This window comes from Vibrio sp. GJ43-1 (genome assembly GCF_055808835.1).
Genome location: NZ_CM147884.1, coordinates 1,791,498 through 1,806,433 on the forward strand (window position 1 = coordinate 1,791,498; position 14,936 = coordinate 1,806,433).

Genomic DNA, 14,936 nt, shown 5'->3' on the forward strand with positions numbered 1-14,936 from the left:
GGTGCTCATGATTGTAGACAATTAGAGCAGGACCCTCGACAAGGAGAGGAAAATGTCAGTATCCCCAGGTCAATTATTTCGTGACGCTGTCACAAGTGCTAATCCATTGCAAGTGGTCGGCACGGTAAACCCTTATTGCGCCATGATGGCAAAAAATGTCGGGCACCAAGCCATCTATCTCTCTGGCGGCGGAATTGCCAATGCGTCGTATGGTTTGCCAGATCTTGGTATTACCACCCTTAACGATGTCTTAGTCGATGTAGAACGTATAACCAACGCCTGTGATTTACCGTTGCTTGTTGATATTGATACTGGATTTGGCGGTGCTTTTAATATCGCGCGTACGATTAAAGCACTAGAAAAAGCGGGCGCGGCTGCCGTTCATATTGAGGATCAAGTCGCACAAAAACGCTGTGGACATCGTCCTAACAAAGCGGTGGTAAGCCAACAAGAAATGGTTGATCGCATTAAAGCAGCGGTGGACGCCAAAGTGAACGATAGCTTTGTCATCATGGCGAGAACCGATGCACTAGCAGTCGAAGGGATGGATAAAGCGATAGAGCGTGCCATTGCTTATGTCGAAGCGGGCGCTGACATGATTTTCCCCGAAGCGATGACGTCATTAGCGCACTACCAGCAATTTAAGTCGGCGTTAAACAAGGCAACGGGGAAAGAGGTACCTATCCTTGCCAATATTACTGAATTTGGTCAAACCCCTCTGTTTGGTTGTGATGAGCTTGCCAGTGTTGGTGTTGATATGGTGCTTTATCCTCTTTCAGCATTCAGAGCGATGAACAAAGCGGCGGAAAACGTATACCAGCACTTACTAGATGTTGGTAATCAAGAGGCGTTGACGGGGGAGATGCAAACGCGAGCCCAGTTGTACGAACACCTGAATTATCACAGTTACGAAGACAAGCTAGATCAGTTGTTTGCTGATCAGAAATGATACGTGAAATAACGAACGGTAAGAAAAACAATTAACTAATCCAATAACATGATGCCGTGATAATAGATCCTATAAAGGACAAGAGCGGGAAAAGGAGTTCAATATGCCTAATTCAACACTAGGTGGAGCAGGTCTTAGAGGCCAGAGCGCGGGTACCACATCTTTATGTACAGTCGGTCAGTCGGGAACGGGGTTAACGTATCGAGGCTATGATATTACCGATCTTGCTAACAATGCACAATTTGAAGAAGTGGCGCACCTGTTACTTCGAGGTCACTTGCCGAATCAAAAAGAGCTGGATGAATATAAAACAATATTAGTCGGATTGCGCGGGTTGCCAGAACCTCTGAAGCATGCGCTAGAGTTGATTCCCGCCGACGCTCATCCAATGGATGTAATGAGAACGGGTTGCTCTATGCTAGGCAACTTGGAGCAGGAATTAGACTTTTCACAGCAAGAATCTGCGACAGAAAGAATGTTAGCGTTATTTCCTGCGATTATTTGTTATTGGTATCGTTATAGCCATGACGGGGTGCGAATTGACACCCAAGACTATACGGAAGATTGTATTGGTGGGTACTTTCTTAAAATGCTCACTGACAAAGCACCCTCAGAGCTGCATAAGAAAGTCATGCATTGCTCTTTGATCCTATATGCTGAGCATGAATTTAATGCGTCCACGTTTGCCGCCAGAGTCTGTGCGTCAACGCTTTCAGATATTCATTCATGCGTCACAGCTGCAATTGGCACCTTACGTGGTCCACTGCACGGTGGGGCAAATGAAGCGGCAATGGATATGATCCAAGATTGGCGTAGCGCTGAAGAAGCGGAAGCCAACATCATGCAAATGTTGGTTAATAAAGACAAAATTATGGGCTTTGGTCACGCCATTTATCGAGAGAGTGACCCAAGAAATGCATTGATCAAACGTTGGTCAGAATCGTTATCTGAAGCGGTTGGGGATACATACCTTTATGACGTTTCAGTTCGGGTTGAATCGGTAATGAAACGTGAGAAAGGTTTGTTCTGTAACGCTGACTTCTTCCATGCTTCTGCTTATCACTTCATGGATATTCCCACTAAATTGTTTACACCAATTTTCGTTATGAGTCGATTAACTGGTTGGGCTGCGCACGTCTACGAGCAGCGAGCTAATAATCGCATTATTAGACCAAGTGCGGATTATGAAGGACCTGATGCAAGAGAATGGGTCGCTATTGACGAGCGTGATTAATCGAGTAAGGCAAAGGATGTGGAATATGTCTAATCAAACAAGTGACTCTAACCCAACCGTTAACTATCAATATCGCAAGTCGTTCCCCAATTCGCAGCTGGATTATTATGACGCGCGTTCGGCGGTCAATGATATTGAAGCGGGCGCGTACGAGCAGCTCCCGTATACGTCACGGGTATTAGCCGAAAATCTGGTGCGTCGTTGTGACCCATCTGAGTTAGAAGTTTGTCTGTCCCAGCTTATTTATCGACGTCGAGATAAAGACTTTCCCTGGTATCCGGCGCGTGTCGTTTGTCACGACATTCTTGGACAAACTGCGCTGGTTGATTTAGCGGGCCTACGTGATGCCATTGCTAAGCAAGGTGGCGATCCTGCTAGTGTCAATCCAGTGGTAGAAACCCAGCTTATTGTCGACCACTCGTTAGCGGTGGAGCATGCGGGCTTTGAAGCGGACGCTTTTGAAAAAAACCGTGCTATCGAAGAGCGTAGAAACGAAGACCGTTTCCATTTTATAGAGTGGTGTAAAACCGCATTTGAGAACGTCAGTGTCGTGCCTGCTGGTAACGGTATTATGCACCAAATCAATCTAGAGAAGCTTTCCCCTGTTGTACAAGTTAAGCAGGGTGTTGTATTCCCCGATACGTGTGTGGGTACCGATAGCCATACTCCGCATGTCGATTCACTTGGCGTCATCGCTATTGGTGTTGGCGGACTTGAGGCTGAGACGGTTATGCTTGGCCGCCCTTCAATGATGCGATTACCCGATATTGTCGGCGTGCGTTTAATTGGTGAGCGTCAACCGGGGATCACCGCGACGGACATTGTTTTGGCACTGACGGAGTTTCTTCGTGCGCAACGAGTAGTGTCGAGCTATTTGGAATTTTTGGAGAAGGAACTAAAAATTTAACCATTGGCGATCGAGCAACCATATCGAATATGACGCCAGAATATGGGGCATCGGCCGGGATGTTCTATATTGATGAACAAACTATCAATTACCTTAAGCTCACCGGACGCGATGATGAACAAGTTAAGCTTGTTGAACAGTATGCGAAACACACAGGTTTATGGGCGAAAACACTAGAAAATGTTAATTATGAACGGGTGTTGGAGTTTGATTTGTCTGCTGTGGAACGTACATTGGCAGGACCGTCTAATCCGCATCGACGTTTACCCACTGCGCAGCTTACCCTGCAGGGTATTGCGGGTGAGTGGCAACAACACGCTGACGAAATACCAGATGGCGCTGTCATCATTGCAGCCATTACTTCTTGCACGAATACGAGTAACCCAAGAAACGTGGTAGCAGCTGGTCTTATTGCAAAAAAAGCCAACCAGTTAGGGTTACTTCGTAAACCTTGGGTGAAATCTTCATTTGCTCCGGGATCCAAAGTCGCTAAATTGTACTTAGAAGACGCCGGGTTACTGCCTGAGTTAGAGAAACTAGGGTTTGGTATCGTGGCCTATGCTTGCACAACGTGTAATGGCATGAGTGGCGCACTGGATCCCAAAATTCAAAAAGAGATAGTCGACAACGATCTATACACGACAGCAGTATTGTCTGGAAATCGAAATTTTGATGGGCGCATTCATCCTTATGCGAAACAAGCGTTCTTAGCATCACCACCTTTAGTTGTCGCTTACGCGTTGGCGGGGACGATTCGATTTGATATTGAGCGTGATGCGCTTGGGCTTGATGCATCAGGTCAGCCTATCTATCTGGCTGATATTTGGCCAAGCGACGAAGAAATTGATGCGGTGGTGAACCAGCACGTCAAGCCTGAGCAATTTAATCAAGTTTATATCCAGATGTTTAAACCGGATGAAGCTGAAAAATCCAGCAGTCCTCTTTACGATTGGCGGGCGCAAAGTACCTATATTCGTAGACCGCCCTATTGGGAAGGGGCGTTAGCTCGGAAATGCACACTACAAGCGATGAGGCCGCTAGCAATTTTAGGTGACAACATTACCACTGACCATCTGTCACCTTCCAATGCCATCTTAGCAAGTAGTGCCGCGGGTGAGTATTTAACCACTATGGGTGTACCTGAAGAAGACTATAACTCATACGCGACGCACCGAGGTGATCATTTAACCGCGCAACGAGCTACTTTTGCTAACCCTAAGCTATTTAATGAAATGGTGGAAGAGCAGGGAGCTGTCGTTCAAGGTTCATTGGCGCGTATAGAGCCAGAAGGCAAGGTGACTCGCATGTGGGAGGCGATTGAAACCTACATGGCTCGCAAACAACCATTGATTATTGTTGCAGGTGCCGATTATGGGCAAGGCTCGTCTCGAGATTGGGCTGCGAAAGGTGTGCGCTTAGCGGGAGTTGAAGCGATTGTAGCGGAAGGCTTTGAACGGATTCACCGTACCAACTTAGTGGGGATGGGTGTATTACCACTGCAATTTAAAACTGGAACAGACCGAAAGACCTTAGCGCTTGATGGAACGGAGTCTTACGATGTCGCAGGAGAAATTAAGGCGGGTTGCGATCTAGCATTGGTGATCACTCGAGCTAACGGCGAAAAGCTTGATGTGGCCGTGACATGCTAGACTGGATACTGCAGATGAAGTGAAGGTGTACTCCGCTGGCGGCGTTTTACAACGTTTCGCTCAAGATTTTCTAGCTCAGTAGGGGGGATTTATGACGAAGCAAATCAGAGTTCCGGCAACCTACATGCGAGGTGGCACGAGTAAAGGGGTATTTTTTAATTGGCAAGACCTGCCGATAAAAGCCAAACAGCCAGGAGAGGCACGCGATAAGCTGCTTATGCGCGTTATTGGTAGCCCAGATCCTTATGCTAAGCAGATTGATGGATTAGGGGGCGCAACCTCAAGCACCAGTAAAGCGGTGATTGTGTCTAAGAGTGCTTGCTCAGAGCATGATGTCGATTATCTGTTTGGTCAAGTGTCCATTGATAAGGCGTTTGTAGATTGGAGTGGTAATTGCGGTAATTTATCGGCAGCGGTAGGTCCATTCGCGATTCATAGCGGACTTATCGATAAAGAGCGGATTCCTGAAAATGGTGTTGTGCCAGTGAGAATATGGCAAGCCAATATTAGCAAGACGATTATTGCCAATGTCCCTATTGTCGATGGTGAAGTACAAGAGTTGGGTGACTTTGAATTAGATGGCGTGACATTTCCTGCTGCGGAGATCAAGGTCGCGTTTGTCGATCCTAGTGACAGTTCGGGTTCGATGTTTCCAACGGGTAACCTTGTCGATGATCTTAGTGTTCCTGACGTCGGGGTATTCAACGCAACATTGATAAATGCGGGTATTCCGACAATCTTCATTGATGCGCATGAACTTGGTTTAAATGGCGATGAGCTTCAAGATGATATTAATAGTGACCCACACTGGCTCGAAAAATTTGAGGCCATCCGCGCGGTTGGCGCGTTGAAAATGGGTCTGATTGATTCGATAGAACAAGCAAAGACACGACAACACACACCGAAACTGGCGTTTGTTTCACCGCCTAAAAGCTACCTCTCATCCAGCCAAAAGCCAATTAATGCTCATGACGTAGATCTGTTAGTGCGAGCGATGTCTATGGGGAAACTGCATCACGCGATGATGGGTACGGCCGCCGTTGCTATCGCTTGTGCCGCGAGTGTGGAGGGCACGGTAGTCAATTTGGCAGCAGGCGGTGGCGCTCGGCAGGCGGTGACATTTGGCCATCCGTCTGGGATATTGAAAGTCGGCGCGACTGCGTCACAAGCATCAACAGGTTGGACTGTCGATAAAGCTATCATGAGTCGAAGTGCGAGAATCCTTATGGAAGGCTGGGTTCGCGTGCCATCGGATACAATGAATTAGACATATTGGAGGACGCATTATGTCTGCATATCAAAAAGAATATCAGTGGGCCGAACAACAACCAGAATTATTTTGGCAGCATCAGTCAAAAGCGATTGATTGGTTTGAAGCACCGAAAACAATATTAGGAAAAGATGAAAATGGTATTGAACGTTGGTTCCCTGATGGTGTAATGAATACCGCTTGGTTGGCATTGGATTATCATTGCGAACAAGGCCGCGGAGATCATACCGCCCTTATTTATGACTCACTAGGTTACTGGGGTTAAGCAGAAAATTAGCTACTTTGTATTAAGAGACAAGGTGGCGAAAATTGCCGGAATGTTGGCTAAGCAAGGCGTGACGAAAGGCGACCGTGTTGTTATCTACATGCCGATGATCCCTGAAGCAGCGATGGCAATGTTGGCGTGCGCACGGCTTGGCGCGATTCATTCGGTAGTGTTTGGTGGATTTGCTCCTAGCGAGCTTGCAGTGCGGATTGAAGATGCGGAACCAAAAGTCATCATGACCGCTTCTTGCGGCGTTGAGATTAACAAAGTTCTGCCTTATAAACCGTTGGTTGATAGAGCGATCATGGACAGCCGATGGAAGCCTGAAAAAGTCTTCGTGCTTCAGCGCGAACAATGTCAAGCTGAGTTGGGTCAAGATCGCGATTTAGATTGGCAAGAGTCATACGACCAAGCCCTACCTCATGCGTGTGTGCCAGTGTTGGCGACGGATCCCCTATATATTCTTTATACGTCTGGAACAACGGGAAAGCCAAAGGGTGTCGTACGTGATAATGGTGGGCATGCCGTCGCGATGAAATATTCAATGAGTACGGTTTATGATATGCCTACCGATGGTGTGTTTTGGGCGGCTTCGGATGTGGGTTGGGTCGTTGGGCACTCGTATATTGTTTATGCTCCGCTTATTCATGGCTGCACGTCAATATTGTTTGAGGGTAAATACGGTCAGAACACCCGATCCCGGTGCGTTTTGGCGAGTTTGTGAAGAGTATGATGTGACGGTCTTATTCTCAGCGCCAACGGCGTTCCGAGCGATTAAGAAAGAAGACCCTGATGGTTTAGCGCTCAGAAACTATGACCTAAGTCGACTGAAAAGTATCTTCATGGCTGGTGAACGACTTGATCCACCAACCCTTGATTGGGTAGAGCAACAGACGAATAAACCCGTGATTGATCACTGGTGGCAAACCGAAACTGGCTGGGCGATTGCGTCCAACCCGGTGGGTATTGAAGCCATGCCAATTAAAGCCGGTTCCTCCACCAAACCAAGTCCGGGTTTTAAGGTGGAGATATTGAATGAGTTAGGTGAACCTGTTGCAGCCAATCAACAGGGTTTTGTTTCGCTGAAACGGCCGCTCCCCCCAAGCTGTTTGACTACGGTATGGCGAAATCACGATCGCTTTGAATCAGGCTATCTGAGCCAATTTGCAGGTTATTATGTGTCAGGTGATGGTGGGTATTTAGATGAAGAGGGGTATTTATTTATCATGGGTCGCGTCGATGATGTTATTAATGTCGCTGGACACCGACTCTCAACTGGTGAAATGGAGGAGATAGTTGGCGGTCATCCAGCCATTGCGGAGTGCGCCGTAGTGGGGGTGCATGATGACTTAAAAGGGCAACTGCCACTTGGCCTTGTGGTATTGAAAGATGGTGTGAAAGTGGACAGTAGTGAGTTAGAGCATGAATTAGTTGGCAAAGTACGACAAGAGATAGGCGCGGTTGCGTGCTTTAAACATGCATTGGTCGTCGAGCGCTTACCAAAAACGCGTTCTGGTAAAATATTGCGCCGTGTTATTCGACAAATTGCGGACGGTGAGAGCTATACCGTGCCATCGACAATAGATGACCCGAGCAGCTTATCTGAAATTGAAAAAGCGCTGCACGCTGACTAACTTGTTGTTAAACGCAGCGTCGACATTAGTTGTCATAAGGAACCGAACTCATGTGCCACATTTTAAGGATATGGTTTGGTTCCTCGCAGAGACCAAATAACACTTGATACCTTGGAGTAAAGGGTTCGCCGATATACGTGGTCCGGCTGAACTTTCCTGTTTTCAGATCGACTTGCGTGACGACTCTGCCTTTAAAATTTTGAAAAATAACGAACTGCTCACTTTCAAAGACACGCTGCTCTTGATAAAACCAAAAGTGGTCACTGGTTGCGGTTAAGGAACACTTCATTGGTAATGCCGCGAATGAATAGGGCGCCCATACTAATAGTGAAAACAGTGAAAACAGTGAAAACAGCGGTAATGGTCTCATCTTGGTTTTCCTTGGCTTTTTGGTAAGTATAGTCAGTGATTGTTGTGATGTTGTGCCAAGACTATTGGTGATCCTATTTCCTTATGTTTTTTTATTTGCACATCCCTGACAAAACCCTCACACTAGGCGCACATTTGTAAGCAGCGCTCTTTTTTACAACATTTAATCCCGTTATGACCGACTTAACCTTTACTATCCGTTCAGCGAAAACAGACGATTTGGACACGTTGAATGATCTCATGTATGAATTGCATCAGTATCATCATCACGCTGTGCCAGAAGACTTTAAGTCGGCGGAAGAAGTGCAACAAGAAAAGAGCGTTGCTCGTTATCTTGATTCACCGGATTGTTTGGTCCTTGTACTTACCGTTGATGGTTCAGAGTCTTCAGCTAACTCAATCGTTGGTTTTATCACGGCGCAGTTTTGTGAATTGGTATCGCCGATCAGTCGACCTTGTTTAGTCGGGAGTATCGATGAGCTGTTTGTCCTACCCAGTCATCGACAGCACGGTTATGCACAAGCATTGCTCGCACAAGCAGAACATCGCTTAACAGAGTTGGGCGCATCGCAAATAATGGTTGAAGTGTGGGATTTCAATCAATCGGCCCTCAACTTATATAATAAAGAGGGATTTTTCTCTCATATTCATTGTCTTAGAAAAAAAATATAATTTAGGTACTTTTGTGACTCAAATTTTGAGCCATATTGCTTTTACGCTTTTGCTTGCGTTATTAACAATACATCAGAGCTTTGCTTCTTCGAACACCACCGCTGTGACGTCGTCTAAGATGCCAGTGACTGCATTTAATGAACTATCGGATAGCCTCCGACAACCTTTTGTGCATAACGATCCGCCGTTAGCTCCAACAGTGAGAGGGGCGTTATGTCTGGTTCGCAGCGATGATAGAATTTTACTCGTCGATGAAATTGTCACAAATAAATTATCACTCCCCGGTGGAACGATCGAGAATAACGAGAACCCACGGTTAACCGCTCAACGAGAAACATGGGAAGAAGCTGGACTTGTCGTTGTCGTTGGCCGAGAACTTGGAAGAACGGACAGAGCCGTATTTTATGAGTGCTTAGTTGAGTCCGATATCATTGCTTACAGTGAAACCAACTATGGGCGCGGTGTAGAGTTACCGATTTACTTCGCTCCGCATTTTGGTGTGGAAGTTCGCAGCGCCAATTTACTCAGCCCTAAAAGTGTGTCGCCAGTGGAGTACCGCTACCCACAACAATGGCCTTTGGTTGAGGACATGTTTTTGTCATTAAGCAATCAGCCAATTCGTTATATTGATAATTTAATTAGCTCGGCGCCTCGAGTCCATCAAGTGGAACTATCTTGGCTATCAAGCACACAAGAAGCATTAGTGACTGCCCCCAAACAACTCCAAGAAGTGGTGTTATTGGGTGGAAATATCCTCTATGTACTAATTCAGCCCTTATTGCTTCTCGCTTTTTTACCGCTGTTTATCTGGTTGTGGGGGCGGCATTTTACCGCTCAGCTTATGTTTGCCGTGACCGCAACATCATTGTTTATTCTCGTGGCAAAGCAAGGCTTTAGCTTTCCTGTGCCCCACGCTTATCTGCCAACGCTCAATTATAATGAACGCAGTGGATTTAGCTTCCCCGATTTATTGATGGCGAACTGGATCTGTATTTCCAGTATCGTAGTGAGCCAGATAAAACCGAGGCACCTTGGTAAGTTTGCGATTGCAGCTTTTTGGGTCACTATCATTATTGCGTTCTACCAGTTTATCAGTGGTGGAGCCTTTTTATCGGACATGTTTGCAGGTGCTATTATTGGCGCGTTAGTGGGCTGGCATTTTATTCGACACTATTTCAGCCTTACCGTGAGTGAAGATTATACGTTTACAAGCACGAAGGTATGGATAGTCTTAACGAGTATTGCTGCCCTGTTTGCGTATATATGGCAATTCCCTTCATTTTTGAGTTGGTTAGCACTTTGCATTGGGATGTTGCTCTTTGCTGTCGCAAGTAGCTATTGCCCACCACGCTCACGAATGTGTTTGCGAGAATTGTTGTATTCGCTATCGGTAATTTTAGTTATGTTGATAGGCTATTTTCATTTAGAAGATGTGGTAGCGCATAGTGGAATAGGGTCACTACTACTGCAAACCTTAGTCGTTCCTATCATCATAATTGTCGCAAAGCCGTCGTGATGATTTTGTTTCGTAATCAGCATTGTCGTTAACCGTTGTTTCCAGTGGTATTGTTGTTTCCAATGGTATTATTGTATTTAGATGGAGACTTGTCTTCGAAGGCTTAATATTTATACTTCCTCTGTTGGCGTATAAAGGCAAATTTTGGTTTAAAACTTGTACTAATCTACAGCTCTAATGAAGAGGAGCATTCAAATGATTATTGCAGTAATAGCAGCGTGCACTGCGCTGATGGCCAATTTAGCCAGTCAATTAAATGGGGCAGCTGACGCGACGATCGATAGTGTTGCGGATATCATGTTTATATAGAGCAAAGGTCTGCATAAAGCAGACCTTTTTGTTTAATATGACTGGATAATCAAGGCGCAATGGTGGTGTTAGTGATTAACAGCCAGTGTGGTATTTGAAGACTTACCAGCGAAGTACAGCTTAGTCTCTTCGATGACAACATTTCTTAGCAGTACAAGGCCAATCAAATTGGGAATTGCCATTAACCCGTTGACGATGTCGGCGATAATCCAAATCATATCTAGATGTAAAAATGCGCCAGATGCCACTAATCCAACGAAGATGATTTTGTAAGGCAATACTGCTTTTGTTCCCATAAGATAAACGACGCAGCGCTCGCCGTAGTAGTTCCAACCTAAAATTGTCGTAAAGGCAAAGAATATAAGGCCAGTAGAGACCAGAAGCGGGCCCAGAGTGTCGTTATTAAGTCCAATAGCGAATGCATGAGTCGTCATTGCCGCGCCCGCAAGATCACCTTGCCAAGCATAGAGTTAAGATCAGTGCCAATCCCGTCATGGTACAAATAATGATGGTATCGATGAACGTTCCCGTCATAGAAATAAGTCCTTGGCGTACACAGCTATCGGTTTGTGCTGCCGCAGCTGCCATAGGGGCACTACCCAGTCCGCTTTCGTTGGAAAATACGCCACGAGCGATACCAGACTGAATGGCAAGCATGATGCTGGCTCCAACAAAACCACCTGTCGCGGCCGTTCCGGTAAATGCCGACACAATCACAAGTTCAATGGCGCCATACAGCTGGTCTGCGTTGATAATGATGACGCTCATGCACGCAATAACATAAAAGACCGCCATGGCTGGCACGACTTTACCCGCGACTTTAGCTATCGACTTGATACCTCCTAATGTAACAAAGGCAACAAGAATCGTTAGGACGGTTGCTGAAATTTCTCGCGATACCCCGTAGGAAATTTCGCTGGCATCAAGAATGGCATTAACTTGTGGAAAGGTACCAATACCAAAGCAAGCTACGCCTAATGCGAAGACGGCAAACATGGTGGCTAGGACGCGGGAGCCAACCCCGTCCCGAAGGTAGTACATTGGCCCACCCAACATTTGACCTTTGTCGTCAGTCGTACGATATTTAACCGCTAATAAACATTCAGCGTATTTCGTTGCCATACCAAATACGGCCGCGAGCCACATCCAAAATAGCGCGCCTGGGCCCCCCAGTTTAATGGCAGTCGCGACACCAACAATATTCCCGGTACCAATGGTTGCAGAAAGGGCTGTGCACAATGCCGCAAAGCTAGAAATATCGCCATTGCTGGAGTTTTCTTTGGAAAAGATTAAGCGAAGTGCGGTGGGTAAATACCGAAACTGCAGTAAACCGAGCTTGAGCGTAAAATAAACAGTACGGTGCCGACTAACAGAATGAGTAATGGTGGTCCCCAAACAAAATTATCGATGGTTTGAAGCGTAGATTGTAGGTTGTTCATGATTTCCCCTTAATAAAACTAAATTTAAGGAGAAGAGAGAAAGGGCAGTCACACTTAGAGGCCGCTTGATGACGGGTACTCTAAATACATGACTACTCATGAAAACGATGAGTTGTTCAATATTGTTTTTCTCTCCTCTGTCCTTTTGCCTGAGAGTTTCACTCAACGTTTGCGTTGAGCTTGCTCCTTCGGCGGCCGCTTTCTACAACAAAGTAGTACGGCTCTCTCCAGAGGTTCCTCCAACAACAGTCCTCACTTTACGCTTCGAATAATTCGAAGTCTGATTTCTCAGAATAAAGCACCTGAAAGATTTACTTCTTCGGTGGGTTTAGTTAACTAAATGTAAAAATCTAGTTAATAACCGCTCTCCTGCTGTCTTCATCGGAACAATTATCTATTTTGTAGATAATCTGCGAAAGCAATCGTAGCGCAGTTAATTAGATAAGTCATGAATAAATTTACAATTTATTTGCACTTATTCGAGTGCAAGCGTTCGCCATTTGTTATATTTGAACAAGTTTCTGACTTAGTGCATCTTACATTAAGTTAGAGTGGTGTAGAGTCAGGTTAACCCCTTGGAAATACGCTATTTTGTTCATTTCTTAGCCTTGTTGCTAAAGGAGGTGTTATGACTCGTTTAATTGCCATTGCATTTTTGGTAACGTTAGCCTTTATGCTTTTTCGTTACCGAACGAATGAAAAGGTTCAGCAAGGTGTGGTCATCACCCTGTTGTCCGGTTTTGCTATTTACGTCGCAACATTAGTGTTTACTGAACTCATTCGCTAATTTATTAACTCGATAGCTAATTTGTTAACTTGATAGCTAATTGGCTCGTCGACGACGTAATTGCCCAGATGATTGTACAAGCGCCATAAGAGGTCTGTGTGGAAAACAAAACGGAAGAGCAAGAACAACATAATGAAGATGTTGTTGTCATTGAACAAAAGGACAAGCGTGCTCGCTTGTACATTGGTATTGCTGCTGCTCTAGGTCTTGCAGCAGGTGGGTTGATTGGCGCGACGATTACTCAAAATGACTGGCAGCAACGCTACCAGGCATTAGACACTCAGTATCAAAGTACACTGAAAGTCACTCAAAAACAGGACTCAGAGCTTACCGAACAATTGGCAAAAGCGGATTCCGACGCGCAACTTAGGCTGCGCCAAGCGGTTGAACTTAAAGTCGCCGCGTATCAAGAAGAGCTTGATAAACTGAATGAAAAAATCACTCAGTTGGAAAAGGCGAACGCGAGTCTTAAAGGCAAGATAGTTACTCAGAAAAAGGCCATCGTCACACAAGAAGAAAAGAACAGTCAATTAGTTCGTAAGACCGATATTCAAAGCTCGATGTTTGAGCAATCTCAAGAGCTGTTTAAACGAGAAAGTGAGTTAAAAACAGAAGTCGCGAAGCTTGAACAAGAGAAAGCGAAACTCGTTCCTGAGAGCAAGTCTCTGAAAAAAGACTGTGATCTATTTTTAGCTGGCACCTCATGGGACGCTAAATCAGACTCTTGTGATCGCCATGACCGTGTGACATCTAGGCTAAGCCAGATAGATCAAATGCTCAAAGTACACAACATGGATCTGAACCACATCGCTACGTTGAAACAAGAGCTCGGTATCCAATAACATCAATTTAGTCGCACGCTTCCCTCACTAACGTTAGCGCTCGTGAAAGTAGTGAGGGTATTTTAGGTTGGTGAGTTTGAACCCTCCCTAAAAATTGTGTAATTGATAACTTTCCGTTTAAAAAATCATTCACTATGAGTCGTAATTGTTAGTCTGATGGGCTGATAGTGAGCGGTATTACCGCTAAATTGAGAAAACAGTCTATCGTCATAGGATGTTTTCTTTTGCCAAAGTCCGCTCGATTTCCAATTACCACACTTGCTCTCCTTGTTTGTTCCTCTGCCCCTTTTGCCGAGTAGGTTCAGTTCGTTAAAGGAAAACCTGCAGTGGTTAACGCTATCAACTATCACCAAGAGCTCGACATCTCTTCTTATTATGTCAGCGAAAAGCTGGATGGTGTCCGTGCTATTTGGACTGGGAGTAAATTGGTAACGCGCTCTGGGCGGGTACTTAATGCGCCAGATTGGTTTACGAGTGAATTGCCTGATATATCGGTTGAAGGGGAGTTATGGGCCGGAAGAGGTCAATTTTCTCAAGTACAACGGACCGTGCTTGATACGGTTCCTGATGATGAGCAGTGGCTAGATATCCACTATATGTTATTCGATGCCCCTGGTCATATGGGGAAATTTGAACAACGCTATCAATTTCTTACGGCGTTTTGCGAAAGCATCTCAGGAACCCACCTTCGATGTGTTGAACAGATGTCATTTGACACCCATAAAGATCTGCAACATTACTTAGGATCACTGACCAGTGCAGGCAGTGAAGGGCTAATGTTAAAACAAAAAGGTGAGTTGTATCACCCAGGACGTAATGCTTCACTGGTTAAAGTAAAAAATGTTCAAGACGCAGAAGCAATCGTCGTTGGTTACAAGCCCGGTAAGGGGAAATATGAGGGGAAAATGGGTGCGATTTTAGTGGAGCTAAGTGACGGTGCTCGATTTTATATTGGGTCGGGGTTTACCGATGCAGAACGCAGTGACCCGCCAAAACTTGGGGATATGGTAACGTTCGAGCACAATGGTTGGACGGAAAATGGTATTCCGCGTTTTGCTCGCTACCATCGGATCAGGCTACCGGAATAGTGATGT

At 45.6% G+C, this 14,936-nt stretch carries 9 protein-coding genes, 3 pseudogenes and 1 riboswitch; of the genes and pseudogenes, 10 read left to right on the top strand and 2 right to left on the bottom strand.

Features of this window, described 5'->3' with window-relative positions; translation table 11 throughout:
* Positions 1–52: 52 nt before the first annotated feature.
* The 5 genes and pseudogenes from prpB (at position 53) to AC0L66_RS08725 (ending at position 7,908) form a co-directional block, all read left to right on the top strand.
* Positions 53–949, top strand: a complete 897-nt coding sequence (prpB, locus tag AC0L66_RS08705; protein ID WP_473569152.1) for a methylisocitrate lyase — start codon at positions 53–55, stop codon at positions 947–949.
* Positions 950–1,052: 103 nt separating this feature from the next.
* Positions 1,053–2,183 carry a bifunctional 2-methylcitrate synthase/citrate synthase gene (gene prpC / locus AC0L66_RS08710; RefSeq protein WP_265672989.1) on the top strand — a complete coding sequence of 377 codons (1,131 nt, stop codon included), beginning with the start codon at positions 1,053–1,055 and terminating at the stop codon, positions 2,181–2,183.
* 25 nt (positions 2,184–2,208) lie between these two features.
* Positions 2,209–4,821 (top strand): annotated as a pseudogene (acnD, locus tag AC0L66_RS08715) (Fe/S-dependent 2-methylisocitrate dehydratase AcnD).
* Positions 4,822–4,830: 9 nt separating this feature from the next.
* A complete protein-coding gene (gene prpF, locus AC0L66_RS08720) occupies positions 4,831–6,006 on the top strand; it encodes a 2-methylaconitate cis-trans isomerase PrpF (RefSeq protein WP_473566959.1) in 1,176 nt (391 codons plus the stop codon).
* Between the two features lie 19 nt (positions 6,007–6,025).
* Positions 6,026–7,908 (top strand): annotated as a pseudogene (locus AC0L66_RS08725) (propionyl-CoA synthetase).
* Between the two features lie 25 nt (positions 7,909–7,933).
* Here the strand turns inward: AC0L66_RS08725 and AC0L66_RS08730 are convergent.
* The gene (locus AC0L66_RS08730) at positions 7,934–8,278 is read right to left on the bottom strand and encodes a hypothetical protein (protein ID WP_473566961.1); all 345 of its coding nucleotides are present in this window, start codon (positions 8,276–8,278) and stop codon (positions 7,934–7,936) included.
* Positions 8,279–8,451: 173 nt separating this feature from the next.
* On the opposite strand from AC0L66_RS08730, the gene AC0L66_RS08735 reads away from it, so the two are divergent.
* Together AC0L66_RS08735 and AC0L66_RS08740 are read left to right on the top strand one after the other, a co-directional pair.
* Entirely contained in the window at positions 8,452–8,949 is a 498-nt protein-coding gene (locus tag AC0L66_RS08735) for a GNAT family N-acetyltransferase (RefSeq protein ID WP_265672984.1), read from the top strand.
* 13 nt (positions 8,950–8,962) lie between these two features.
* Positions 8,963–10,465, top strand: a complete 1,503-nt coding sequence (locus AC0L66_RS08740; protein ID WP_473566962.1) for a bifunctional NUDIX hydrolase/phosphatase PAP2 family protein — start codon at positions 8,963–8,965, stop codon at positions 10,463–10,465.
* Positions 10,466–10,842: 377 nt separating this feature from the next.
* On the opposite strand, the pseudogene AC0L66_RS08745 reads toward AC0L66_RS08740, so the two are convergent.
* Positions 10,843–12,213 (bottom strand): annotated as a pseudogene (locus tag AC0L66_RS08745) (alanine/glycine:cation symporter family protein).
* Between the two features lie 127 nt (positions 12,214–12,340).
* Positions 12,341–12,454: riboswitch (glycine riboswitch) on the bottom strand.
* A 387-nt stretch (positions 12,455–12,841) separates the two neighbouring features.
* Here AC0L66_RS08745 and AC0L66_RS08750 point away from each other — a divergent pair.
* The 3 genes from AC0L66_RS08750 to AC0L66_RS08760 all read left to right on the top strand — a co-directional run bounded on the left by AC0L66_RS08750 (position 12,842) and on the right by AC0L66_RS08760 (position 14,930).
* On the top strand, positions 12,842–13,000 hold the full coding sequence (locus tag AC0L66_RS08750) for a hypothetical protein (protein WP_265672981.1): 159 nt from the start codon (positions 12,842–12,844) through the stop codon (positions 12,998–13,000).
* 98 nt (positions 13,001–13,098) lie between these two features.
* A complete protein-coding gene (locus tag AC0L66_RS08755) occupies positions 13,099–13,842 on the top strand; it encodes a chromosome partitioning protein ParA (protein ID WP_473566964.1) in 744 nt (247 codons plus the stop codon).
* Between the two features lie 326 nt (positions 13,843–14,168).
* The gene (locus tag AC0L66_RS08760) at positions 14,169–14,930 is read left to right on the top strand and encodes a DNA ligase (RefSeq protein WP_473566966.1); all 762 of its coding nucleotides are present in this window, start codon (positions 14,169–14,171) and stop codon (positions 14,928–14,930) included.
* Positions 14,931–14,936: the final 6 nt, after the last annotated feature.

Excerpts from the sequence above, each read along its gene's own strand:
- AC0L66_RS08750 (WP_265672981.1), top strand. The coding sequence starts at position 12,842 with ATGACTCGTTTAATTGCCATTGCATTTTTGGTAACGTTAGCCTTTATG.
- prpC (WP_265672989.1), top strand. The coding sequence starts at position 1,053 with ATGCCTAATTCAACACTAGGTGGAGCAGGTCTTAGAGGCCAGAGCGCG.
- prpB (WP_473569152.1), top strand. The coding sequence starts at position 53 with ATGTCAGTATCCCCAGGTCAATTATTTCGTGACGCTGTCACAAGTGCT.
- AC0L66_RS08730 (WP_473566961.1), bottom strand. The coding sequence starts at position 8,278 with ATGAGACCATTACCGCTGTTTTCACTGTTTTCACTGTTTTCACTATTA.
- AC0L66_RS08735 (WP_265672984.1), top strand. The coding sequence starts at position 8,452 with ATGACCGACTTAACCTTTACTATCCGTTCAGCGAAAACAGACGATTTG.
- prpF (WP_473566959.1), top strand. The coding sequence starts at position 4,831 with ATGACGAAGCAAATCAGAGTTCCGGCAACCTACATGCGAGGTGGCACG.